The organism is Fluviicola sp., assembly GCF_039596395.1.
GTDB lineage: Bacteria > Bacteroidota > Bacteroidia > Flavobacteriales_D > Crocinitomicaceae > Fluviicola.
Genome location: NZ_JBCNJT010000001.1, coordinates 1590062 through 1611402, shown reverse-complemented (window position 1 = coordinate 1611402; position 21341 = coordinate 1590062). Strand labels below are relative to the sequence as shown.

The window sequence follows — 21341 nt, the reverse complement described above, 5'->3', positions numbered from 1 at the left end:
GAATCTAAAAAAAATGAATGATGAAAAATATCGTATTGATTTTAAGTGTATTTGCTTTAGTGGCAACAGCTTGTAAAAAAGAGAAGAAAAAAGAAGTGGAAAATCCCACGAATCCGAATGAACAGGAGTTGATCACGACTTTTAAGATTGTGTTTACGGATACAAATGGCGTGTTGCCAACCGTGGAAGCACAATTTGTAGACATCGACGGTCCGGGAGGAAATAACCCGACAGTTTTTGATACGATCCGTTTGGTGGCCAATGCAACGTATAATGCAACCATTACTTTGTTGAATGAAGCTGCTATTCCGGTTCAGAATATTACGGAAGAAGTAGAAGAGGAAGGTGTGGACCATTTGTTTTGCTTCGACCTGACAAGCGGGTTGAATGCGGTGATCACGAGAACGGATCTCGACGCAAACAATCACCCGATCGGGATCACCAGTCAATGGGCGCTGGGAAATGCTTCTACAGGAACTTCGACCATTCGATTGAGACATCAGCCGGGAGTGAAGAACGGGTTATGCGATCCGGGAGAAACGGATATTGAATTGAATTTTCATACGATCATTCAATAATAAAACACTGGGATGTTACAAAAACAGTAGGGACGTGATGCTTCGCGTCCCTACTGTTATTTATATGTCAATACAATGATTGATTAATAATAAATCAAACGCTGAACTTTTGTAATGTGTTTCGCCAGGCGGATAACTTGTTTGGTATATCCGAACTCGTTATCGTACCACGTATAAAGAACTACGTTCTTTCCGTCAGGAGATACAATTGTTGCGTGAGAATCGTATACGGAACAACACGTATTCCCGATGATATCGCTGGATACCAATTCCGGATCGTAAGAGTAGAAGATCTGGTTTACCAAATCACCTTCCAAAGAAGCTTTTCTGACTACGTTGTTAACGTCCTCGATAGTTGTTCCGTTTTTCAATTCCAAAGAAAGGATAGCCAATGATCCGTTTGGAGTTGGTACACGAACTGCGTTTGCAGTCAATTTATCTTTCAAATCAGGAATTACTTTCGTTACAGCAGCACCTGCACCTGTTGACGTGATTACCATGTTGATAGCAGCAGAACGTCCGCGGCGGGAAGATTTGTGCATGTTATCCAGCAAGTTCTGGTCATTCGTGTATGCGTGAACTGTTTCGATGTGTCCTTTTACGATTCCGAAAGCGTCGTTTACAACTTTAAGAACAGGGGAGATCGCGTTGGTTGTACAAGAAGCAGCAGAATAAATCGTTTCGTTCTCTACGTCCAATGTTCCCTGGTTGATTCCGTAAACTACGTTTGGAATTTCTTTCCCCGGAGCAGTCAAAAGCACTTTGGAAACTCCTTTGGCAGCCATGTGTTTGGATAAAGCTTCGCGGTTTGTGTAAACACCTGTGTTATCGATAACCAATGCGTTATTGATCCCATATTTGGTGTAATCCACTTCTTCCGGGTTGGAAGCGTCGATCATGTGAACGATTTGTCCGTTGATGATCAATGTTTTGTTATCCAAATCTTCTACAACACTTCCTTTGAAAGCACCGTGAACAGAATCAGAACGCAACAAAGCAGCACGTTTTACGATGTCTTTGTCACTTGCACCGCGTGTAACGATCGCACGCAAACGCAATTGCTGACCTTTACCAGCTTGTTTGATCAACTCACGAGCGGCCAAACGCCCGATACGCCCGAAACCATACAAAACTACGTCTCTTGGTTCCAAAGAACCGGAAGCACTGGAGAAATTCCCCAATTTAGCAGCAACGAAAGAAGCTTTTGAATCATAAGCACTTCCTTCGGCAATCCACTCGCTGGATAATTTACCGATGTCGATTTTAGCCGGAGCCAAATCCATCTTCAACAACTCTTCTGCCAAAGCAGCTGTTGTCTCAATGTCGATAGGTTTCTTTACAACGTTCTTTGCATATTCGTGCAAGTTCAGGATCTCGGAAATCGTAGTGTCTGTAAGGTGATTACGGAACAAAACCAATTCGATTCCTTTGTCATAAAGCAATTCACCAACGTGACTTGACAATTTAACAGCAGCGCGTTCTTTTTGAACGTGCATGTTTAACTCTTTTTCATAGCCTAATGCAGCTTCCATTCTTAACGGGTATATTTATTTGTAATTGTTTTCAATGCAATAGCATGTGTATAAAGCAAAAAAGGCCGCCCGCGTTAGCAGACAGCCTTTTTTCTTATCCTAAATATGCTTTCAATAACTTATTTCGAGAAGTATGTCGAAGACGTCTGATCGCCTTCTCCTTAATTTGTCGGACACGCTCACGTGTCAGGTTAAACTTGGCACCGATCTCTTCCAGCGTCAAACCGTGGTTCATCCCGATTCCGAAGAACAAACGGATAATTTCACGTTCTTTATCTGTCAAAGTGCTCAATGAACGCTCGATCTCTCTTTGAAGCGATTCAGCCATCAATGCATGGTCAGCTTTCGGTGAATCCGTGTTTGCCATAACATCCATCAATGTACCACCATCTTCGGAAGAAGAAAGAGGAGCATCCATAGATACGTGACGACCGGAAACATTTAAGCTTTCCTTGATTTTATCTTCCGGAACTTCCAAAGCCTCTGCTAATTCTTCCGCTGAAGGAGGTCTTTCGAATTCTTGTTCCAGTCTTGAAAATGCTTTGTTGATCTTGTTTAAGGAACCAACTTGATTTAAAGGTAGGCGAACAATACGTGCTTGCTCTGCCAATGCTTGTAAGATAGATTGACGAATCCACCAAACAGCGTACGAGATGAACTTAAATCCACGCGTTTCGTCAAACTTCTGTGCAGCTTTGATCAAACCTAAATTCCCTTCGTTGATAAGATCGGGTAATGTCAATCCTTGATTTTGATACTGTTTTGCTACAGACACGACGAAACGTAAGTTTGCACGGGTTAATTTCTCTAGTGCTCGTTGATCGCCTTGTTTGATTTTTCGCGCCAATTCTACTTCTTCCTCGGCGGTGATTAGCTCTTCTTTACCAATGTCCTGAAGATACTTGTCTAATGACTGGCTCTCACGATTGGTAATCGATTTTGTAATCTTAAGTTGTCTCATGTAATGAACTTCGTTTAATAACGATTAATGAAAATCAGGCTGCAAAGTTACGACGAAATGGAAGTGATTTCCAAATAAAAAAGGCAGATTTTCAAGAGATTTTCATCGCTCAAAAACCATGCCTTAACAATTTATTCATACAGTGTCCGTAAATACGGGATTTCCGGAACGGAAGTTCAAAGAATTCAAATAGTTAAAAATTTCAAAATGAAAATTCCCTTAAACTTTTTGAACCATTTGATCTTTTGAACGGCTTCGGATTATAAACCGAAGCCTACGTATTCTTTTTTGCCGCTTTCCGAAACAATTTCCAAAAGAACTCCGCCTTTGCTGGTGTTCAAGAGCCTCGTTAACTGCTCCACGGATTCAATCTGTGTTTGATTGATCTTGGTAATGATGTCACCTTCAGTCAATCCGCTTGATTTTAATTTACCCGGTTCCAACGCTTTTACCTTTACGCCGTAGCTGATATTCAGTTCTTTTTTCTCTTTGGAGGTCAATTCAGAAAAAGTTCCGCCCAAAGCAGTCGTTTTGCTCATTTCTTCCTTTGATTTCAAAGCCGTTTCTCCGTCAACAGATCGCAACAGGATTTCCTTGATAACTTCCGTTCCGTCTTCTGTTCTCAACGTCAGGTTTACCTTGTCACCAGGTCTGCGTTTCCCGATCTCTTCCTGCAAAGAAGCTACGGAGTTTACATCTCTGGAACCTACTTTGAGAATCACCCAGTTTTTCTTCACACCGGCTTTATCTGCTCCACCTTCTTCCGTAACTCCGGAAATGAAAACTCCGCGGGTAGATGGCAGTTTGTTTTTTTCTTTGATTTCCTGGTTGATATCAGCGATCTGAACTCCCAGGTAAGCGCGTTGTACGATCCCGAAATCTATGATGTCACGCATTACTTTATTCACCAGGTTTACCGGAACTGCGAAGCTGTATCCTGTGTACGAACCTGTCTGGGAAGCGATAGCCGTGTTGATCCCGATCAGTTCACCTTTTGTGTTTACCAATGCTCCACCGGAGTTTCCTGGGTTTACAGCAGCATCAGTCTGGATAAATGATTCGATCGGAACGTTGGAGTTGCTTGTTCTGTCAGACAATAAATTGATATTTCTTGCTTTTGCACTGACAATACCTGCTGTAACTGTGGAAGTCAGGTTGAACGGGTTTCCAACTGCCAATACCCATTCTCCGACACGTAAATCGTCGCTGTTCCCGATAGCGATCGGTTTCAATCCCGGTGCATCGATTTTCAAAACGGCGATATCGGTCGATGGATCGGTCCCGATAACAGTTGCCGTATATTTCGAGTTATCGTTCAAAATGACTTCGATTTCAGAAGCATCCTGGATCACGTGGTTGTTTGTGACGATATATCCTTCACTGGAAACAATCACTCCAGAACCTGAACCGCTTCCGTATTGCTTGTACTCACGTCCCCCGGTTCCAGGGCCATAAAAGAATTCATAAAAAGGATCGCGCTGAACTTGTGTGCGCACGACTTTGGTAGTTACGTGTACGACCGAGTTGATCGTGTTTTCGGAAGCATCTACGAAAGATGCGCCTTCTACTGGAGGCATTCCGGTATAAGATACTGTTCTTGCTAAACGATTACCATCAATTACCTGTTCTGAAAGAGGGGTATCGTAGCTGTGAGATAACAGGAAACCGAAAGCAAATGGAACCATTCCACCAACAATTCCCAGTCCTAGGTATTTCAATGAGTTGTTCATGACATTAAATTAGTTTATGCTAAATTTCTACGCAATTATAACAGTAATAGCAGGATGATTGTTACTTTTGTGCTGTTAAAGATTGTTAAGCCAAAATGGCTTGTAACTCAATCATAGCAAAGGATCTATGGATTTACGTTTTGTAAAATATCAGGGAACGGGGAACGATTTTGTTATGATCGATAATCGTTCGGGTGAGTGGAGTGATTTATCTGTTTCTGCGGTCCGGAAATTGTGTGATCGCCGGTTTGGAATCGGTGCTGACGGACTGATCAAAATCAATTCAATAGAAGGATACGATTTCGAAGTAGATTACTACAATTCGGACGGTTCCAAAAGCTTTTGCGGGAACGGTGCACGCTGCTCGGTGGCTTTTGCCCACGAACTTGGAATTACAGCCGATTCGGTTTCTTTCATGGCTATTGACGGTGCCCATGAAGCCGTAAAGAAAGACGGGTTGGTTCATTTGAAAATGAATGACGTCTTATCAATCGACGATACTCAAAAAGAATTTGTACTGAATACCGGTTCGCCTCATTTTATCCATTTCACGGAAAATGTGGCCGATTTTGATATTGTTTCTTACGGAAAGCAGATCCGATACTCAGATGCTTACAAGCTGGAAGGAATCAACGTGAATGCGATTCACCAGCTGGACGACCATACGTTTGAAATTCGCACGTATGAGCGCGGAGTAGAAGATGAAACGCTGAGTTGCGGAACCGGGGTAACGGCTGCTGCTCTTGCTTTGGGAAGAAAGAACCAATTATCGGGAGATTTTGAATACCAGGTAAAATCCCAGGGTGGCGATCTTTCGGTAAAATTTACCGTTTCAGGAACCGGATTTACAAATGTCTGGCTGATCGGTCCCGCAGAATCCGTATTTAAAGGAGAGGTGGATGTCTGAATTTACTTTTAAAAACATCCGCCGGGAATTCCCGGAACACATCCTGCAAAAATCATTTATCTGGATCTGGAATGCAGATAAAGTTCCGCCACACATCGGGATTTCAACCGGGAAAGACTATTACAGTTTAACTTACCGGAAATCGGAGCAGTTATTAACGGCTTCCATGCTGAAAAAGGCAAAACGGTCTGCTATTCCTTTGATTCTAGTTGAGATTCCTCAGGAATTGATCCGCCTGGAAATCGCTGCTATTTTCTCCAAATACGAACGCGCTTCCGGGGGAATTACGTGCATGTACCCGATCCGCGAAACAATGCAACTGGAACACGTCAGTCAATTGGCTGATTTATTGGTTTACCTGGAATCGAAAGCGTTGATCCAGGGTGTAAACGGGGTGAATTTACCGGAAGGTTACACGGGAATACCGGATTATTCGATGGAAGATATTTTGAAACGTATTGAAACATTGAATCAACAGTAGGCACGCGATTAATCACGTGCCTACTGTTTTGGATAAATTGTGTTTAGAATTTGTTGAAAGAATTCAAAACCCTCATTTCTATTCAAGCAGTTTTTCATTTACATTTGAGCGCTTTTACGAAGCCATAAAACGATTGTCATGAGTTTAACCGGTAAGTCCATTTTCCTGCGTGCTGTTGAAAAAGAGGATGCAACGAAGTTGATGCTTTGGGAAAATAATCCCAAACACTGGAAGATTACCGGAACAGAAGTACCTTTTTCTTTTTCATCGATTCTTGAATACATTGACCAGGCGCAGCATATCCGCACGCATGGACAGTTGAGGCTGATGATTTGCCTGAATGGTACGAAGGAACCGGTTGGTGCCATTGATCTTTACCAGGTCGATTTCAAACACCTTCGAGCGGCAGTAGGTATTTTGATTGCCGATGAAGACAACAAGAACCATGGTTATGCTTTTGAAGCACTGACGATCCTGGAAAAATACGCGGCACAAATTTTAGCTTTACACAACCTGCATTGTTCCATTCACAGTGACAACCTGGCGAGTGTTGGCTTGTTTGAAAAAGCAGGTTTCGTAAGAGTAGGAATACGCAAAGAATGGTACCTGGAGAAAGGTATTTGGTTGGATGAAATTTTATATCAGAAATGTCTGGAAAGAAAAGAAACAAGAAACTTGTAATTGCATCACTTGCAGTAATATTTATTGCAGTAGCAGTGGTGTTCGGTTGGACACCTTTAATGATTTACATGAAAAAAACTTCCAATAATAAGGAAGCGCGTGTGGTGATTGACAACCGCCGTTCTCTGGAAGAAATTGCCGGAGATTTGAAGCAGGCGGGAGTGATCAACGATGAAGATGCGTTTCTGTCCATGGCGAACTACAAGAAACTGACTGTTGAGAGCATTGAACCGGGAATGTACGCTTTCCCTGCCGGGACTTCCTACCGCGATTTACTGAATTCCCTGAAGAGCGGAAGTTTTGAGGTGGAAGTCGTTGTAACGTTCAATAACTGCAAGACCATTCACGATTTGTGTGCGAAAGTTTCAGAATCCATTATGGTGGACAGCACGGAACTGGAAGATTACATCACCTCCCAGGAGACTTTAAACAAATACGGATTTACCCTGGAGCAGGTTCCGGCTCTGTTTATGCCGAATTCCTACAGAATGTATTACGACACGAACAAAGAAGCTTTCCTGGAGCGCATGGCAAAAGAATTTAAGAATTTCTGGACACCGGCTCGCATGGCTAAATTAAAGGAAGTGGGGCTGAAATCGCCTTCCCAGGCCGTTACATTGGCTTCCATCGTATACGGAGAGCAATCCAAAAATGCATCCGAATGGCCGATTATTGCCCGTTTGTACCTGAATCGCCTGAACACGGGAATGAAACTTCAGTCAGATCCAACGTTTAAATTTTGCTGGGGAGACCAATTGGAAGGTGTGCAGCGTTTGACTTACGAACACCGAAACAAAGATTGTCCTTACAATACGTATTTGTATGCAGGATTGCCTCCCGGACCAATTTCCATGCCGCCGACGGGAGTAGTGGAAGCCGTTTTGAACCCGGATAACAACGATTATTTATACATGTGTGCTCAACCGAATTACGACGGATTGCACAATTTTGCGAAAGACTATGCAGATCACGCAAAATATGCTGCAGAATTCCAAAAATGGTTAGCATCCGAAATTGCCAATCAATAAACTATGGAACGCAGATCATTTGTCAAACTTGGAGCAGTCGGTTTAGCGGCCTCAGTAGTTTCTCCCGTTTTTTCAAGAGAAGAAAGTTCTCCGGAGATCACCACATCAGAATATACCGGTGGTGCGAAAATGATTTCGACCTGGAGTCATGGCCAACCGGCTAACCAGGCTGGATGGAAGAAACTGGAAGCAGGCGGAAGTTCATTGGATGCCGTAGAAGAAGGCGCCAGGCAAACGGAAAGCGATATCAAGAACCGGAGTGTAGGGATCGGTGGAATGCCGGACCGTGAAGGCCACGTAACTTTGGATGCCTGCATCATGGATTGGGAATCGAATTGTGGTTCTGTGGGCTGCCTGGAAGGAATTGCGCATCCGATCTCTGTTGCAAAACACATCATGCAACATACGCCGCACGTGATGCTGGTAGGAGCAGGGGCAAAGAAATACGCTTTGCAACACGGGTTCGACACCATTAAAACACCACTTCCTGAAGTGAAAAAGGAATGGGAGAAATGGAAGAAAGAACAAGCGGCGATCGCGAAGAAACCGGAAATCAATCATGAAAACCACGATACGATCGGTTTATTGGCAATTGATGCGAAAGGAAGAATCAGCGGAGCATGTACCACTTCCGGCTGGGCTTATAAACTTCCCGGACGTTTGGGAGATTCCCCGATTATCGGATCGGGCTTGTTTGTGGACCAGGAAGTAGGAGGAGCAGTTGCAACCGGTTTGGGAGAATCCATTATCCGTATTGCAGGAGCACATACCGTAGTGGAATTGATGCGCCAGGGAAAAAGCCCGGAACAGGCGTGTAAAGAAACGGTTCAGCGTTTGATCCGTAAACACAAGGATATGACCGGTTTACAATGTGCGTTTATTGCGATCAATACCAAAGGAGAAGTCGGTGGTTTTTCGGTTTACAATGGATTCAATTATGCTTTGAAAACAAACGACCGCGATGAATTAATTGATACACCTTTCGATAGAAAATGGTAAGAACCGCTCTTCTGGCAGCCTTGTTTTTTTGTACGGGTCATATAACCGGGCAACAACATTTATCCTGGAAAGTACAACATCCGGTATCGAAAGCCTGGATTCCATTCGGTGAAAAAGGATCGGTGCAGGAAGCATTGATTGCCGTGAAGCAACTTCCGGACCCTTTTGTGGGAATGAACGAAGATAAATTCACCTGGATTGAAAATTACCAATGGACGCTTGAATCGGAGTTTTCTTTGTCGGAATCAGATCTGAAGCAATTCGTAGAATTGGACTTTCCTGCGGTGGATACGTATGCCTCTATTTTTTTGAATGGAAAATTGGTGGCTGAGACGAATAATGCATTTGTTCACTACCGATTTGAGGTACAGGATCAAGTGATTGCCGGAAAAAACAAACTGAAAGTCGTTTTTACACCGCCGATCATGTACCAAAAGCCACGCATGGCAAAAGTCGGAGTAACACTTCCGGCTCCGAATGACGTAGGCAAAACCAAAGTGGCCCCTCATTGCCGGAAACCGCAATACCAATTCGGCTGGGACTGGTCGTTGAGAATGCTTACGATGGGATTCAACGAACCTGCAAAGGTTATTACCTATTCTTCCAACCGGGTTCTGGCGAATTACTCCAATACCCAGGAAGTAAGCGATGAAAAAGCAGTTTCTGAGTTTACGCTGCTTTTAGCAAAGGAAAGTGCGGAAACCTTTACCTGGAAAAGCAAGCTCTTTGGCGACCAGGTAGTGAAGAGCGAAAACAAGCACTTAAAACGCACCGAAATTATTTCAAATCCGAAATTGTGGTGGCCAAGAGGGCAGGGAGAAGCCTATTTATATGAGGATCACTGGATTTTGCAAAATGAAAAAGGCGATGTCATTTTGGAAAAAGACGTTCGCTTCGGATTGAAAAAAGTGGAATTGATCCAGGAAAAAGACCAATGGGGAACCTCTTTCCAGATCAAGGTAAATAACCGCCCGGTGTTCTGCAAAGGTGCGGATTACATCCCGGATGATATTTTCCCGGCGCGGATTACGGATGAAAAGCTCCGGAATGCGGTACAGACCATGCTGGATTGCAATTTCAACATGGTGCGCGTTTGGGGAGGCGGATTTTACCCGCGAGAATCATTTTTGGAAGCCTGTGATGAGGGCGGATTGATGGTTTGGGAAGATTTTATGTTCGCCTGCGCCATGTACCCGGGAACGGATGAGTTTTTAGCCAATGTGAAAACGGAATTGGAACAACAGATTCCGAGATTGGCTTCACATGCTTCCCTGACTTTGTTCAACGGAAATAACGAAGTAGACGTTGCGTGGAAAAACTGGGGATTCCAGAAAGAATACAATTTGTCGAAGAAAGATGAGGTGGTGATCAATTCCTACTATCAAAAACTCTTCAAAGAATTGATTCCGCAAACACTGAAGTTCTTTACCAAACTACCTTACGAACATACGTCTCCGCTGAGCAATTGGGGGAATGACAAATTTTATAACGATGGAACGCAGCATTACTGGGGCGTTTGGCACGGTTCGGATCCTATTGAGGATTTTGGAAGAAAGTCGGGGCGATTCAATGCGGAATACGGCTTTCAGTCCTTCCCGGAATTAGCAACTTTGTCTTCGTTCAGCAAACCGGCCGATTGGCAACTGGATAGCCCGCTGATGAAATTGCGTCAGAAAAGTTATGTCGGGAACACCATGATTGCCAAACATTCCGACCTGCTTTACGGCAAAACAGCAGATTTTCAGCGCTTCGTTTACTTTTCACAGTTGACACAGGCAAAAGCAGTTGGAATTGCAATAGTAGCGCACAGAACAACTTTTCCACGATGCGCCGGAACACTTTACTGGCAATTCAACGATTGCTGGCCGGCACCGACCTGGAGTAGTATGGATTATTACGGAAGATGGAAAGCCCTGCAATACCAGGTAAAAGCAGATTTCAAGGATGTGACGATTGCAGCGCGAATAGATACGCTTGGCAAAGAAAAATACGTCCTGATTTCCGATATTCCGACTGGATTTTTGTGCGAGATAGAAGCGCAGTTGTATGATTTCCAGGGGAAAATCCTGGATACGCTGAAATGCCATCAAACCATTGCCTATCCGCATTCGGTGGAATTGTTCCCGCAGGAATTGAAAGCTTTCCGGGGAAGAGATTTCGCCATCAATTTCAAATGGAAGGACGAAACCGGGAAAATTTGTGAACGCTTGTTTATTCATGATTTGCTGCCGGAAAAACCGGTTACCATTATCGAACCTGCCGTAACGGTTGAATCATTGGATCCGGCTACCGGAAAAGGAGTGGTGATTATTGACAATCAAACCATTCTCAAGGATTTTTGGTTCACTTCCAAAGATGGAAAAGTGATTATGGACCGCAACTTTGTGCATTTGCTTCCGGGAAAACACCGGATTGAATTCACATTCGAAGGAAAATTAACGAAAGACTCCTTTTTCTGGTTTTATCATTAAGTCAATTTAAATTAATAAGTATTTTTAACGAGATAAATTTTGTAAATAATACCACGGTAATTAATTTTGTGACATGGAAATAGGAAAAGTCATCCAATCGAAATTTAGAAATTCTAAGCACAAAGCTGTGGTAAATCTTCGTTATACCTCCAATTATCTGGGGAATATTCAGAACAACTACATGGCAAAATTTGATTTGTCCATGCCTCAGTTCAATATTTTGAGAATTCTTCGCGGTGCGAATGATGCGATCAGTGTCAATTCCGTGAAAGAAAGAATGGTGGAAAAGTCTCCGAATACAACGCGTTTGATGGATAAATTGATCGACAAGGGATTGATGGAGCGTGTTCGTTGTGAGTCTGACCGCCGGGTAGTGTATGTTTCCATTACGGAAGCCGGGTTGAAAATTCTGAAGCAAATCGACGACGACAAGCAGTCTGAATTGGATTTCACCGGAAATCTTACGGAAGAAGAAGCGGAAACACTGAGTAATCTGCTGGATAAACTTCGGGGATAATTTTAACTGCAAAGAGTGAAACTTTGATTGAAAGGTGACTGAGCGAAGTCGAAGTCAACCTTTTTACTGTACTTTTGCACCAAATTTCTTCCCGATTTTATGCGCTTTACGCTTTTTACATTTTTTTTACTGGTTGGTCTTTTTTCATTTTCACAAGCTCCTGAAGGCACAGGCTCCATTGATGGAAAAGTACTCGATTCCGTTTCGAAAGCTCCTTTGGAATACACCATGGTCCGCATTTTCAGTGTAAAGGATTCCTCGGTTGTAACCGGGATTTACACGGATGAAAACGGATCTTTCGTGCTTGAAGAAATCAAATACGGCAAGTATTACATCGTTATTTCCAATCCGGATTACCGGAACAAAACAATCCCGAATATTTCGCTTTCTGCGGATAAGAACCTGCGTAAACTGGGAACCATTGCACTCGTAAATTCCGGTAAGGAACTGGATGAAGTGGTGGTTCAGCAGGACAAAACGCCTTTACAGCTGGGGCTTGACAAAAAAGTCTATAATGTGGGAGACGATATTGCGACTTCCGGAGGAAATGTAACGGACGTATTGAACAACGTTCCTTCTGTAGAAGTAGACCAGGACGGGGCTATTTCCCTGCGCGGTGACGGCAATGTAACGATCCTGATCGACGGAAAACCCAGTAATATGACCGGAGGAAACGGAAAGAGCGTTCTGGACGGAATTCCTGCCAGCAGTATTGAACGCATTGAAATCGTGACGAATCCTTCTGCAAAATACGACCCCGACGGAACTTCCGGGATCATTAATATCGTACTGAAGAAAAACGCTAAGAAAGGAATCAATGGAAATGTCGCCGCTACAGCCGGAACCGGGAATTTATACACCGGATCTTTGGGGCTTAATTTACGAAACACGCGATTCAATCTTTACGGGAACTACGCCTATTCCTACCGGGATGGTTACCGGAACAACTTTTCGGACCTGAACCAATATTCCGGAGATACGACTGTAAGTTTGAACCAGCGCAGGTATGGCGGTGATTTGAATATCACACATACGGCAAAAGTCGGGATGGATGTGTACGTGAAGGACCGGAACACACTTTCGTGGAGTATTGCCGGAAATGCCGGTGATCGCAAACGAATCGGGAACCAGGTCAATACCCGCTACAACAATTTCGGGGATACAACGAATGTTTGGACCCGTAATTCCAGCGATCCGAACAAAACACAGAACATTGATTTTTCCCTGGGATACAAGTGGGAATTTAAAGAGGATAAAGGTTCATTGGATGCCAATGCATATCAGTCTTTATCGAAAGGAACAGACGAAGGGTTTTACCAGCAGACATACGCTTTGCCGACGACCATTCCAGCTACGGACCAGCATTTGTTTAGCCGGGAAGCCAATGATTTCACGACACTTTCCCTGGATTTTATCCGAATGCTGAAACGCAAGATCCGCACGGAAAGCGGATTGAAAATGATCCAGCGGAATATGACTTTGCGCTCGTCGTCTGAGGCAAAAGATGCTTCGGGAGTTTACGTTCCGGATACCATTTCGAATTACAATTACAAATACCTGGAGAGTATTTATTCTGCTTACGGAATTATTGGAGGCCAGTTGAAGAAATTCCGCTACCAGGCAGGTTTGCGCGCCGAATACAGCATTCAGAATCCCAATCTGATTTCCACGAACCAGAACTTTAAGAACGAATACTTCAATTTATTCCCTTCTGCAACGGTTCGTTACGAGGTGAAAAAAGGACTGGAATTCTCTTTGGGATACAGCAGACGCATCAACCGCCCGAATTCCGGTAACCTGAATCCGTTTACTTCTTATGCGGATCCGTACAACCTGCGCAGCGGAAATCCGGCTTTAAGACCGGAATACATTCATTCCATAGATTTGGGAATGGATTTCAGTTCGAAGAAATTCACCCTGGCATTTGCGTTGTACCAGCGTTATACCAGCAGTGTTATCCAGCGTGTGAAAGTGTTTTATGAAAACGGGACTTCCAACGGAACCTTTGCCAATATCGATAATTCAGTGAGTTCAGGAGGAGAAATTGTCATGCAGATCAGGCCGCTTCCGGTTTGGAAGAACATGCTTTCATTCAACGGGAACTACATTACGTTTACAGACGATAATCCAAGCACCAACTGGAACCGCGAAGGTTTTGTCTTCGGAATGAAATTCAGTTCCACAGTGGATTTGATGAAAAAGACACTGACACTTCAGATCAACGGACGTTACAGTGCACCATCGGTTACTGCCCAGGGAAAAATGAATCCACGTGGATCAATTGATTTTTCTGCAGATAAATCGTTGTTGGATGGCAAGTGGGGAATAGGTTTACGTGTGACGGATATCTTCAATACGCAAGGCTTTAATTTTGAAGTGGATCAGCCATCGGTCTTCCAGTCTTCACAGTTTAAATGGGAAACCAGAAGGATAATTGTCAGTATTCGCTACAAATTCGGAAAAACTGACTTCAAAGAGGACAAACGCTCCAATGAGAATAATGGAGGCGGAGGTTTTGATTTTTAAGCTTTTTTGATCACAATGGGTTGAACCGGGTAATGGATTCCCAAATGGATCAAAGCCTTGTCAAAACTTTTTGCGCTGCTTTGCTTTTTCTCTTTTATAGGTTTTGTTTTCATGACTTCTGTTTTTCTTAAACTTACTCAATTTATATGCCATTCAAAAGGCTCATTTATTAAAATGTCTTAATAAACGATTTTATTGTACCGGATAATAATTAAATAAAAAACGAGTTAAAACAGGTATTGGATTTCCTGATATCCTGAAAAAAGAACCATTTAAATAAAATTATGAGAATATTTGAGTTGGGCTGCTTGGAAATCCTTAAAAGAACCGTATTTTTGTAAGCCCTTTTTTTAACAAATGATCGACGAAGAGCTTTTTCAAGCAAAGAAATTATATCCGTTCCAGGAAAAGACTGTAAATGCAATTATAGATGAACTGGATAAAAACGGTTCGGACTATAACTTACTATTCCAGCTTCCGACAGGAGGAGGTAAAACCGTGATATTTTCCGAAGTAGCGAAAAGCTATATCGAACGTTATCAGAAAAAGGTATTGATCCTCACTCACCGGATCGAATTATCCGTACAGACTTCCAAACAGCTGAATGCAATCGGGATTTCCAATAAGGTTATTTCCAGTGACGTGAAAAACCTGATCGATGAAGATCATCACCCTTGCTACATTGCCATGGTGGAGACTTTGAACAACCGTCTTCAGGAAAACGAGAATTTCGTGGATGGAGTAGGGTTGGTAATTGTCGATGAGGCGCATTACAACAGTTTCAGAAAGATTTTCCAGTATTATTCCGGAGCAAATATCTTGGGAGTAACAGCAACACCGCTGAGCTCCAACAAAGCTTTGCCGCTGAATGATCATTATAACAAGTTGCTGGTTGGAGAAAGTATTGCTTCTTTGATCCAGGGCGGTTATTTGTCGGATGCGGAAACGTTTACCTACGATGTAAACCTGCACGGATTGAAAATCGGTACGAACGGTGATTTTACCGTAAGCTCTTCCGAAACAGTCTATGGAAATTACTTCATGCAGGAGAAATTGTTGTTTGCTTATGAAGAAGTTGCTGTCGGTGACAAAACCCTGATTTTTAATTCAGGTATCGAAACGTCATTGCGTGTAGAAGAAACATTCAAGAAAAGAGGATACAAGATCCGTCACCTGGATTCTACCTTCTCGGATAAGGATAGAAAAGATGTCTTGTCGTGGTTCAAAACAACCAAAGATGCCATTTTGACATCCGTAGGGATTTTGACGACCGGTTTTGATGAGCCGACTGTTGAAACGATTATTTTGAACCGTGCAACGCGTTCATTGACGTTGTACCACCAGATGATTGGTCGTGGTTCGCGCCGTTTGCCGAATAAATCCAACTTCAAATTGATTGATTTAGGAAATAACGTTCGCCGCTTCGGTTTGTGGCAGGATTATATCAACTGGCAGGATGCATTCCGTTTTCCGGACCGCTTTCTGGAATCCCGTTTAAGTGAAGACGATGACCTGGAGTTTGAAGTGGAATTCGAGTTCCCGCGCCACATGGAGCAGTTGGTAGATACGAACTTCCTGGAAGAATTCAGTATCCGCGATGTTTATTACGAATGTCTGGATAAAGGAGAGAAGGGGAAGCTGGCTGTAGATCTTTCTTTATCAAACCATTGTGAAGGAATTGTCCGGAAAACCAAAGACCTGGATGATGCCATTCAAATTGTGGACTCACTTCAGGATCACATTGAGCACCGCTTGAAAACATACACAAAATGTATTGCGAAAAGTACACCCAATTACTTCAAATACCTGATGGAGACGTATAATCGTCAGTTGCGCCAGGAAATCCGGATGAAATTCGACGAAATAGAAGCGGAAGCAGAAAATAATTAATAAAAACATAGGGCGGAAAATTTTCCGCCCTATGTTTTTATTCTTAATAACTGATCAAAATCTCCGTTGTATCAAACGGAACGGTGTTTACACTTAACGTTCCGTTGTTGCTGGTTCCCTGGACATCGTAAAATACCTGGTATTGCGTATTCCCGTTGTTGATGCAGTAAACGCTGTAATCGGTCACATTTGCCAGCTGCATTTCTCCTGAAGGGCAACATTCGGTACATCCGTTTTTACCAACCTGTTTGTAATACTTGATGGTTTTGGTTCCATCGCTTACGAAATGGATGCGTGCCCAGGATTTTGCATACAGGCCATAATTCAGGGTATTGTCATTCTCCAATGATAAATTATCCAGAGTAGTTGTGGTACCATCACTGAAGTAGTTGTCTTTTTCAACGGAAATAATCACACTTTGTAATTTTTCGCGTTCCAGTTCATAGGAATAGTTTCCGCTTGCATCTGTTGTCAGCGCCACTTTCTGCACTGGTGTTGAATTATTGGCTGTTGTAACCGAAATAGTCACTTTAGCTCCTGAAAGCGGGATGTTGTAAGAGGAATCCATAATGGTTCCTTTGATGGTGTACTTCAAATCTTTCTTTTTACAGGAGAAACTAAGAACCATCAGGAGTGCTCCGAAATACAGGACTAAACTTTTCATAACATTCATTTTTAACAAAAACGGCGCGAAAAACAATGAATTAAAACAGGTTTTCGCAGAAATAGATTGTTAACAACCTTTTTAGTGAGTTTTTTAGTAATTGTTTTTTTAGTCAGCTTTACCCCTTGAAACACTGATGAATATAGCGTTTCAGAGAGTTATCAACTAAAAAAGTTGAATAAAAAAATATTCACTTTTTTTAACAATAGTGCTGAATCTACGAATAAAGATATTATTTTCGCCGAGTAACTCAAAATTTATAATTATGTCAGAAAATTTAGACGCAACAACATCGGCTCCTCAAGGTAAAGGGATGGCGGTAACAGGATTCGTCCTAGCTTTAGCAGGTTTATTATTGAACAATGTTATGTTCGGTATTGCCGTAGTATCTATGGGATTAGGCGGATCAGGATGGTTGATGTACCTTTGGTTGGTAGTTAACATCGTAAGTATCGTATTGTCTGTTATGGCAATGGGTAAATTGAAAAAAACTGGTGGTAAAAGAGGTCTTGCTATTGCAGGTATGATCATCGGTATTTGTGGAACAGTTTGGGCAATCATCTTGACTATGGGATTAGCTGCTGCTGCTTCATTGACTAGCGGAATGTCAGATGACATGCGTGACGCATTCAAAGACGGAATGAAAAAAGAGTTGAATGACATGTAATCACATGTGATTCAATTTTTTTGAAACGAATATGTTTAAAATCCCCGGCAGTTTTGCCGGGGATTTTTTATTTTAGATAAATTTGATCCAGATGGAAAGTTGGCGAACAGAAGAAGCGGTAGATAGCCTGGGGGTTCAGTTGAAAAACAGGAGGTCAATTGGGTTAACGGTGGTTTGTATTCTAACCTGGGTAGGGTGCGGGATTCCGTTTACCCTGAATCTCATTGCTTTTTCCAGCACAAACCTGAAACAAGCATTTGTAAATACCGGTAAATATTCTGGAATCTGGTTTTTCCTGGACTGGTTCGTTTTTCCTGCCTTGTGTGCTTTGGGAGCTGTTTTTATGTTCCGTTTGAAGCGCTGGGGATTCTGGATTTATTGCGTGGGACAAATTCCTCCCATTGTGTTTTCCATTTACTCGGTGATCGGAATGACCAAAAGTTTAGGCTCTGGAGTCTTTTTCGGATTGCTGTGGAATTGCCTGTCTATTGCTTTTGTAGTGTTCTATGCCATTGAGATGAATAAATTGTCGCGCAAAACCATTTCAACTGATTTTTAATTTCTATTTTAGCGGCCTAATTATTTAATACTATTTTACTTATGGCAGGTTTGCTTATTATCATTGTCTTTCTTTACCTTTTGATTCTTGGAGGAAGTATCACGGCAAGTGTACTATACGTTAAAAATTTGCAGGATTTATTGAAACAGGTTGATCCGAAGAACCGGTTGGTTCACCCGGGGTTTGTCTGGATGCTTTACATCCCGTTTTACGGAGCGGTGATTTATCCGTTTATGTTGTATCCGCGTATCTCCGAAAGTTTGAGAAAAGAGTTTGACGAGCGTAACAATCCCCAAGAAGGTGATTACGGAAAATCATTGGGAATTGTTCTTCCGATCCTGATTTGCTGTATGATTATTCCTTTCCTGAATATCCTGGCACTGTTGGGATTCATCGTAATAGGAATTATTTTCTGGGTAAAAATGGCTCAGTATAAAAGATTACTGCGCTCAATCCCAAAAGTGGAGGGAGTGCGCATTTCTAACAGTTCGGATTTATTGGATTGATTAATAATAAATAAAAAGTAGATGGATACACTCGATCAAAACATGGGTATGGATAGTGACAACCTTAAAGTTAGTCAATCCGTTAAAGAACATTTATTAACTTCCGCGCAATGGGCCCGTTTCCTTGCAATCGTCGGATTTATTTTTACAGGATTAACAGCAATTGGTTCCCTATTTATGGTGATCACAGCCCTTGCAACAGGTTTCGGACCATTGATAGGTATGGCTTTTCTGTATATCGGTTTAACGGTTGCGATGATTTTTCCGGCGCTTTATATGATTCGTTTTGCAGGATCTATTACGAAAGGATTGAATTCGAATAAACAAAGTGAGTTCGAATACGGAGTCCAAAACTTGAAATCATTTTACAAATTCTCTGGTATTTTTACTATAGTATTTCTAAGCTTATATATCATACTGATTATTGTCGGTGTTGGTTCGGGTATGAGCAGATTGTTTTAAGGCCCTGATCAAATATTAATGAAAGAGTCCGGAAATAATCCGGACTCTTTTTTTGTTCTTTCTGTTCCTTTACGTGCATTTTCGTGTAGAATGTTATCTTTGCTTTGCTAAAAATTGAATATGTCTGACGATAAGAAAATCATATTTTCCATGGTTGGAGTGTCCAAAGTGACACCTCAGGGAAAACAAATCATTAAAAACATTTACCTCTCGTTTTTCTACGGTGCGAAAATCGGGATCATCGGTTTGAACGGTTCCGGAAAATCGACCGTTATGAAGATTATTGCGGGATTGGACAAGTCTTACCAGGGAGATGTGGTATTCTCTCCGGGATACAGTGTCGGGTATTTGCCGCAGGAGCCTGAACTGGACCTGAAAAAGACCGTAAAGGAAGTGGTGATGGAAGGTGTTCAGGATATCGTGGATATTTTAAAGGAATACGAAGAAATCAATGCGGCTTTCATGGACGAAGAAGTTCTGAATGATCCGGATAAAATGGATAAGCTGATTGCTCGTCAGGGGGTGGTTCAGGATAAGATCGATGCGGTAGATGCATGGGAACTGGACAATAAATTGGAGCGTGCAATGGACGCTTTGCGTTGTCCGCCGGATGATCAGCTGATCGAAACACTTTCAGGAGGAGAAAAGCGCCGGGTGGCTTTGTGCCGTTTGTTGCTTCAAAATCCGGATATTTTGTTGCTGGATGAGCCTACCAACCACTTGGATGCGGAATCCATTGACTGGTTGGAGCAGCACTTGCAGCAGTATAAAGGAACGGTGATTGCTGTAACGCACGACCGATATTTCCTGGATAATGTAGCAGGATGGATCCTTGAATTGGATCGCGGGGAAGGAATTCCGTGGAAAGGTAATTACTCTTCCTGGCTGGAGCAAAAAGGAAACCGACTGAAAGAAGAAGAAAAAACGGAATCCAAGCGCCAGAAAATGCTTGCGCGTGAGTTGGAGTGGGTGCGTATGAACCCGAAAGGCCGTCATGCGAAGAATAAAGCGCGTATTCAGAACTACGACAAAATGATGTCGGAGGAAATGAAGGACAAGGAAGTGAAATTGGAAATCCCGATTCCAAACGGTCCGCGCCTTGGGAATAATGTGATCGATGCAGAACATGTCATGAAGGCGTTTGGGGACAAAGTATTGTACGATGATCTGAACTTCAAATTGCCGCCTGCAGGAATTGTAGGGATTATCGGGCCGAACGGTGCCGGTAAAACAACGATCTTCAAAATGATCATGGACGAATTGCAGCCGGATAAAGGAACATTTGCGATCGGTGAAACGGTGAAAATCGGCTATGTCGATCAAACACATAAGGATATTTCTCCTGAAAAGACCGTATTCGAAGTAATCGGGGGCGGAAATGAATTCATCGAGATAGGTAACCAGAAATTCAATGCGCGCGCTTACTTATCGAAATTCAACTTTGCAGGTTCGGATCAAAGCAAGAAAGTAGGAGTACTTTCCGGTGGTGAGCGAAACCGTTTGCATTTGGCGATGACTTTGATGACGGAAGCGAACGTGCTTTTGCTCGATGAGCCTACCAACGACATCGATGTGAATACCTTGCGTGCATTGGAAGAAGGAATTGAAAGCTTTGCGGGGTGTGCGGTAGTTATTTCGCACGACCGTTGGTTCCTGGATCGCATTTGTACGCATATTCTGGCTTTTGAAGGTGATTCCCAGGTGGTTTGGTTTGAAGGATCTTATTCGGAGTACGAAGAGAACAAACGCAAACGTTTGGGAGATGCTGCACCGAAACGTATTAAGTACAGAAAACTGGTTTAAATCAGGAGAAGGTTTGGTTTTCCTCCCTTGAAGGAGGACTAAGGAGGGTGACTTCGAAGAAACGATGGCCATCCCCCTCGATCCCCCTTCAAAGGGGGAAGAGTTCAAATCTTTTTCAAATTGAAAATTTGAAAAATGGATCCTCTGCATGGAATAACATTGGAACGAATAGTGACCGAACTGGTAGAAGAGTTTGGTTTCGAACGTTTGGGAAAACTCATCCCGATCAATTGTTTTATCCATGAACCAAGTATCAAATCCAGCCTGAAATTCCTGCGCAAAACCCCGTGGGCACGCGCAAAAGTGGAAGATTTGTACATTAACAGGATCGTAAATATTAGAAACAGTCAATAATTGAAAATTTAAAATTGATAATGGA

At 42.6% G+C, this 21341-nt stretch carries 20 protein-coding genes; 16 read left to right on the top strand and 4 right to left on the bottom strand.

Annotated features, from left to right (window positions below; genetic code table 11):
* Positions 1 to 17 precede the first annotated feature (17 nt).
* Positions 18 to 578, top strand: coding sequence for a hypothetical protein (locus tag ABDW02_RS07130; protein WP_343633555.1), 561 nt, complete (start codon positions 18 to 20; stop codon positions 576 to 578).
* An 83-nt stretch (positions 579 to 661) separates the two neighbouring features.
* On the opposite strand, the gene ABDW02_RS07125 is transcribed toward ABDW02_RS07130, so the two are convergent.
* The 3 genes from ABDW02_RS07125 to ABDW02_RS07115 all read right to left on the bottom strand — a co-directional run bounded on the left by ABDW02_RS07125 (position 662) and on the right by ABDW02_RS07115 (position 4801).
* Positions 662 to 2110, bottom strand: a complete 1449-nt coding sequence (locus ABDW02_RS07125; protein ID WP_343633553.1) for a glyceraldehyde-3-phosphate dehydrogenase — start codon at positions 2108 to 2110, stop codon at positions 662 to 664.
* 94 nt (positions 2111 to 2204) lie between these two features.
* Entirely contained in the window at positions 2205 to 3071 is an 867-nt protein-coding gene (locus tag ABDW02_RS07120) for an RNA polymerase sigma factor RpoD/SigA (protein WP_124745751.1), read from the bottom strand.
* A gap of 260 nt (positions 3072 to 3331) precedes the next feature.
* A complete protein-coding gene (locus ABDW02_RS07115; RefSeq protein ID WP_343633551.1) occupies positions 3332 to 4801 on the bottom strand; it encodes a trypsin-like peptidase domain-containing protein in 1470 nt (489 codons plus the stop codon).
* 127 nt (positions 4802 to 4928) lie between these two features.
* Between ABDW02_RS07115 and dapF the strand changes: the two genes are divergently transcribed.
* The 9 genes from dapF to ABDW02_RS07070 all read left to right on the top strand — a co-directional run bounded on the left by dapF (position 4929) and on the right by ABDW02_RS07070 (position 16301).
* Entirely contained in the window at positions 4929 to 5708 is a 780-nt protein-coding gene (gene dapF, locus ABDW02_RS07110) for a diaminopimelate epimerase (protein WP_343633549.1), read from the top strand.
* On the top strand, positions 5701 to 6189 hold the full coding sequence (locus ABDW02_RS07105; protein WP_343633547.1) for a hypothetical protein: 489 nt from the start codon (positions 5701 to 5703) through the stop codon (positions 6187 to 6189). The genes dapF and ABDW02_RS07105 overlap by 8 nt, the downstream gene beginning before the upstream one ends.
* 138 nt (positions 6190 to 6327) lie before the next feature.
* Positions 6328 to 6870 (top strand): GNAT family protein, encoded by a 543-nt coding sequence (locus tag ABDW02_RS07100; RefSeq protein WP_343633545.1) that lies wholly within the window; start codon positions 6328 to 6330, stop codon positions 6868 to 6870.
* Entirely contained in the window at positions 6837 to 7898 is a 1062-nt protein-coding gene (gene mltG, locus ABDW02_RS07095; RefSeq protein ID WP_343633543.1) for an endolytic transglycosylase MltG, read from the top strand. Before ABDW02_RS07100 ends, mltG begins: the two co-directional genes overlap by 34 nt.
* Positions 7899 to 7901: 3 nt before the next feature.
* Positions 7902 to 8897: a N(4)-(beta-N-acetylglucosaminyl)-L-asparaginase gene (locus ABDW02_RS07090; protein ID WP_343633540.1), complete on the top strand. Its 996-nt coding sequence runs from the start codon at positions 7902 to 7904 to the stop codon at positions 8895 to 8897.
* Positions 8891 to 11368, top strand: coding sequence for a hypothetical protein (locus tag ABDW02_RS07085; protein ID WP_343633538.1), 2478 nt, complete (start codon positions 8891 to 8893; stop codon positions 11366 to 11368). The genes ABDW02_RS07090 and ABDW02_RS07085 overlap by 7 nt, the downstream gene beginning before the upstream one ends.
* A gap of 73 nt (positions 11369 to 11441) precedes the next feature.
* Entirely contained in the window at positions 11442 to 11885 is a 444-nt protein-coding gene (locus ABDW02_RS07080; RefSeq protein WP_343633536.1) for a MarR family transcriptional regulator, read from the top strand.
* A gap of 99 nt (positions 11886 to 11984) precedes the next feature.
* Positions 11985 to 14411, top strand: coding sequence for a TonB-dependent receptor family protein (locus ABDW02_RS07075; protein ID WP_343633532.1), 2427 nt, complete (start codon positions 11985 to 11987; stop codon positions 14409 to 14411).
* A 357-nt stretch (positions 14412 to 14768) separates the two neighbouring features.
* Entirely contained in the window at positions 14769 to 16301 is a 1533-nt protein-coding gene (locus tag ABDW02_RS07070; protein ID WP_343633530.1) for a DEAD/DEAH box helicase family protein, read from the top strand.
* Positions 16302 to 16344: 43 nt separating this feature from the next.
* Here the strand turns inward: ABDW02_RS07070 and ABDW02_RS07065 are convergent, their stop codons facing one another.
* The gene (locus ABDW02_RS07065; protein WP_343633528.1) at positions 16345 to 16965 is read right to left on the bottom strand and encodes a carboxypeptidase-like regulatory domain-containing protein; all 621 of its coding nucleotides are present in this window, start codon (positions 16963 to 16965) and stop codon (positions 16345 to 16347) included.
* Positions 16966 to 17230: 265 nt separating this feature from the next.
* On the opposite strand from ABDW02_RS07065, the gene ABDW02_RS07060 reads away from it, so the two are divergent.
* From ABDW02_RS07060 to ABDW02_RS07035, 6 genes are all read left to right on the top strand, one after another.
* A complete protein-coding gene (locus ABDW02_RS07060) occupies positions 17231 to 17632 on the top strand; it encodes a hypothetical protein (protein WP_343633526.1) in 402 nt (133 codons plus the stop codon).
* Between the two features lie 91 nt (positions 17633 to 17723).
* Entirely contained in the window at positions 17724 to 18191 is a 468-nt protein-coding gene (locus tag ABDW02_RS07055; protein ID WP_343633524.1) for a hypothetical protein, read from the top strand.
* Positions 18192 to 18232: 41 nt separating this feature from the next.
* Complete coding sequence (locus ABDW02_RS07050; RefSeq protein WP_343633522.1) at positions 18233 to 18697, top strand: hypothetical protein; 465 nt, start codon at positions 18233 to 18235, stop codon at positions 18695 to 18697.
* A 21-nt stretch (positions 18698 to 18718) separates the two neighbouring features.
* Positions 18719 to 19159: a hypothetical protein gene (locus ABDW02_RS07045; RefSeq protein WP_343633520.1), complete on the top strand. Its 441-nt coding sequence runs from the start codon at positions 18719 to 18721 to the stop codon at positions 19157 to 19159.
* A gap of 120 nt (positions 19160 to 19279) precedes the next feature.
* Positions 19280 to 20962 carry an energy-dependent translational throttle protein EttA gene (ettA, locus tag ABDW02_RS07040; protein WP_343633518.1) on the top strand — a complete coding sequence of 561 codons (1683 nt, stop codon included), beginning with the start codon at positions 19280 to 19282 and terminating at the stop codon, positions 20960 to 20962.
* 135 nt (positions 20963 to 21097) lie between these two features.
* On the top strand, positions 21098 to 21316 hold the full coding sequence (locus tag ABDW02_RS07035) for a VF530 family protein (RefSeq protein ID WP_343633516.1): 219 nt from the start codon (positions 21098 to 21100) through the stop codon (positions 21314 to 21316).
* The last annotated feature ends 25 nt before the right edge of the window (positions 21317 to 21341 follow it).

Excerpts from the sequence above, each read along its gene's own strand:
- ABDW02_RS07130 (WP_343633555.1), top strand. The coding sequence starts at position 18 with ATGATGAAAAATATCGTATTGATTTTAAGTGTATTTGCTTTAGTGGCA.
- ABDW02_RS07125 (WP_343633553.1), bottom strand. The coding sequence starts at position 2,110 with ATGGAAGCTGCATTAGGCTATGAAAAAGAGTTAAACATGCACGTTCAA.
- ABDW02_RS07120 (WP_124745751.1), bottom strand. The coding sequence starts at position 3,071 with ATGAGACAACTTAAGATTACAAAATCGATTACCAATCGTGAGAGCCAG.
- ABDW02_RS07115 (WP_343633551.1), bottom strand. The coding sequence starts at position 4,801 with ATGAACAACTCATTGAAATACCTAGGACTGGGAATTGTTGGTGGAATG.
- dapF (WP_343633549.1), top strand. The coding sequence starts at position 4,929 with ATGGATTTACGTTTTGTAAAATATCAGGGAACGGGGAACGATTTTGTT.
- ABDW02_RS07105 (WP_343633547.1), top strand. The coding sequence starts at position 5,701 with ATGTCTGAATTTACTTTTAAAAACATCCGCCGGGAATTCCCGGAACAC.
- ABDW02_RS07100 (WP_343633545.1), top strand. The coding sequence starts at position 6,328 with ATGAGTTTAACCGGTAAGTCCATTTTCCTGCGTGCTGTTGAAAAAGAG.
- mltG (WP_343633543.1), top strand. The coding sequence starts at position 6,837 with ATGTCTGGAAAGAAAAGAAACAAGAAACTTGTAATTGCATCACTTGCA.
- ABDW02_RS07090 (WP_343633540.1), top strand. The coding sequence starts at position 7,902 with ATGGAACGCAGATCATTTGTCAAACTTGGAGCAGTCGGTTTAGCGGCC.
- ABDW02_RS07085 (WP_343633538.1), top strand. The coding sequence starts at position 8,891 with ATGGTAAGAACCGCTCTTCTGGCAGCCTTGTTTTTTTGTACGGGTCAT.
- ABDW02_RS07080 (WP_343633536.1), top strand. The coding sequence starts at position 11,442 with ATGGAAATAGGAAAAGTCATCCAATCGAAATTTAGAAATTCTAAGCAC.
- ABDW02_RS07075 (WP_343633532.1), top strand. The coding sequence starts at position 11,985 with ATGCGCTTTACGCTTTTTACATTTTTTTTACTGGTTGGTCTTTTTTCA.
- ABDW02_RS07070 (WP_343633530.1), top strand. The coding sequence starts at position 14,769 with ATGATCGACGAAGAGCTTTTTCAAGCAAAGAAATTATATCCGTTCCAG.
- ABDW02_RS07065 (WP_343633528.1), bottom strand. The coding sequence starts at position 16,965 with ATGAAAAGTTTAGTCCTGTATTTCGGAGCACTCCTGATGGTTCTTAGT.
- ABDW02_RS07060 (WP_343633526.1), top strand. The coding sequence starts at position 17,231 with ATGTCAGAAAATTTAGACGCAACAACATCGGCTCCTCAAGGTAAAGGG.
- ABDW02_RS07055 (WP_343633524.1), top strand. The coding sequence starts at position 17,724 with ATGGAAAGTTGGCGAACAGAAGAAGCGGTAGATAGCCTGGGGGTTCAG.
- ABDW02_RS07050 (WP_343633522.1), top strand. The coding sequence starts at position 18,233 with ATGGCAGGTTTGCTTATTATCATTGTCTTTCTTTACCTTTTGATTCTT.
- ABDW02_RS07045 (WP_343633520.1), top strand. The coding sequence starts at position 18,719 with ATGGATACACTCGATCAAAACATGGGTATGGATAGTGACAACCTTAAA.
- ettA (WP_343633518.1), top strand. The coding sequence starts at position 19,280 with ATGTCTGACGATAAGAAAATCATATTTTCCATGGTTGGAGTGTCCAAA.
- ABDW02_RS07035 (WP_343633516.1), top strand. The coding sequence starts at position 21,098 with ATGGATCCTCTGCATGGAATAACATTGGAACGAATAGTGACCGAACTG.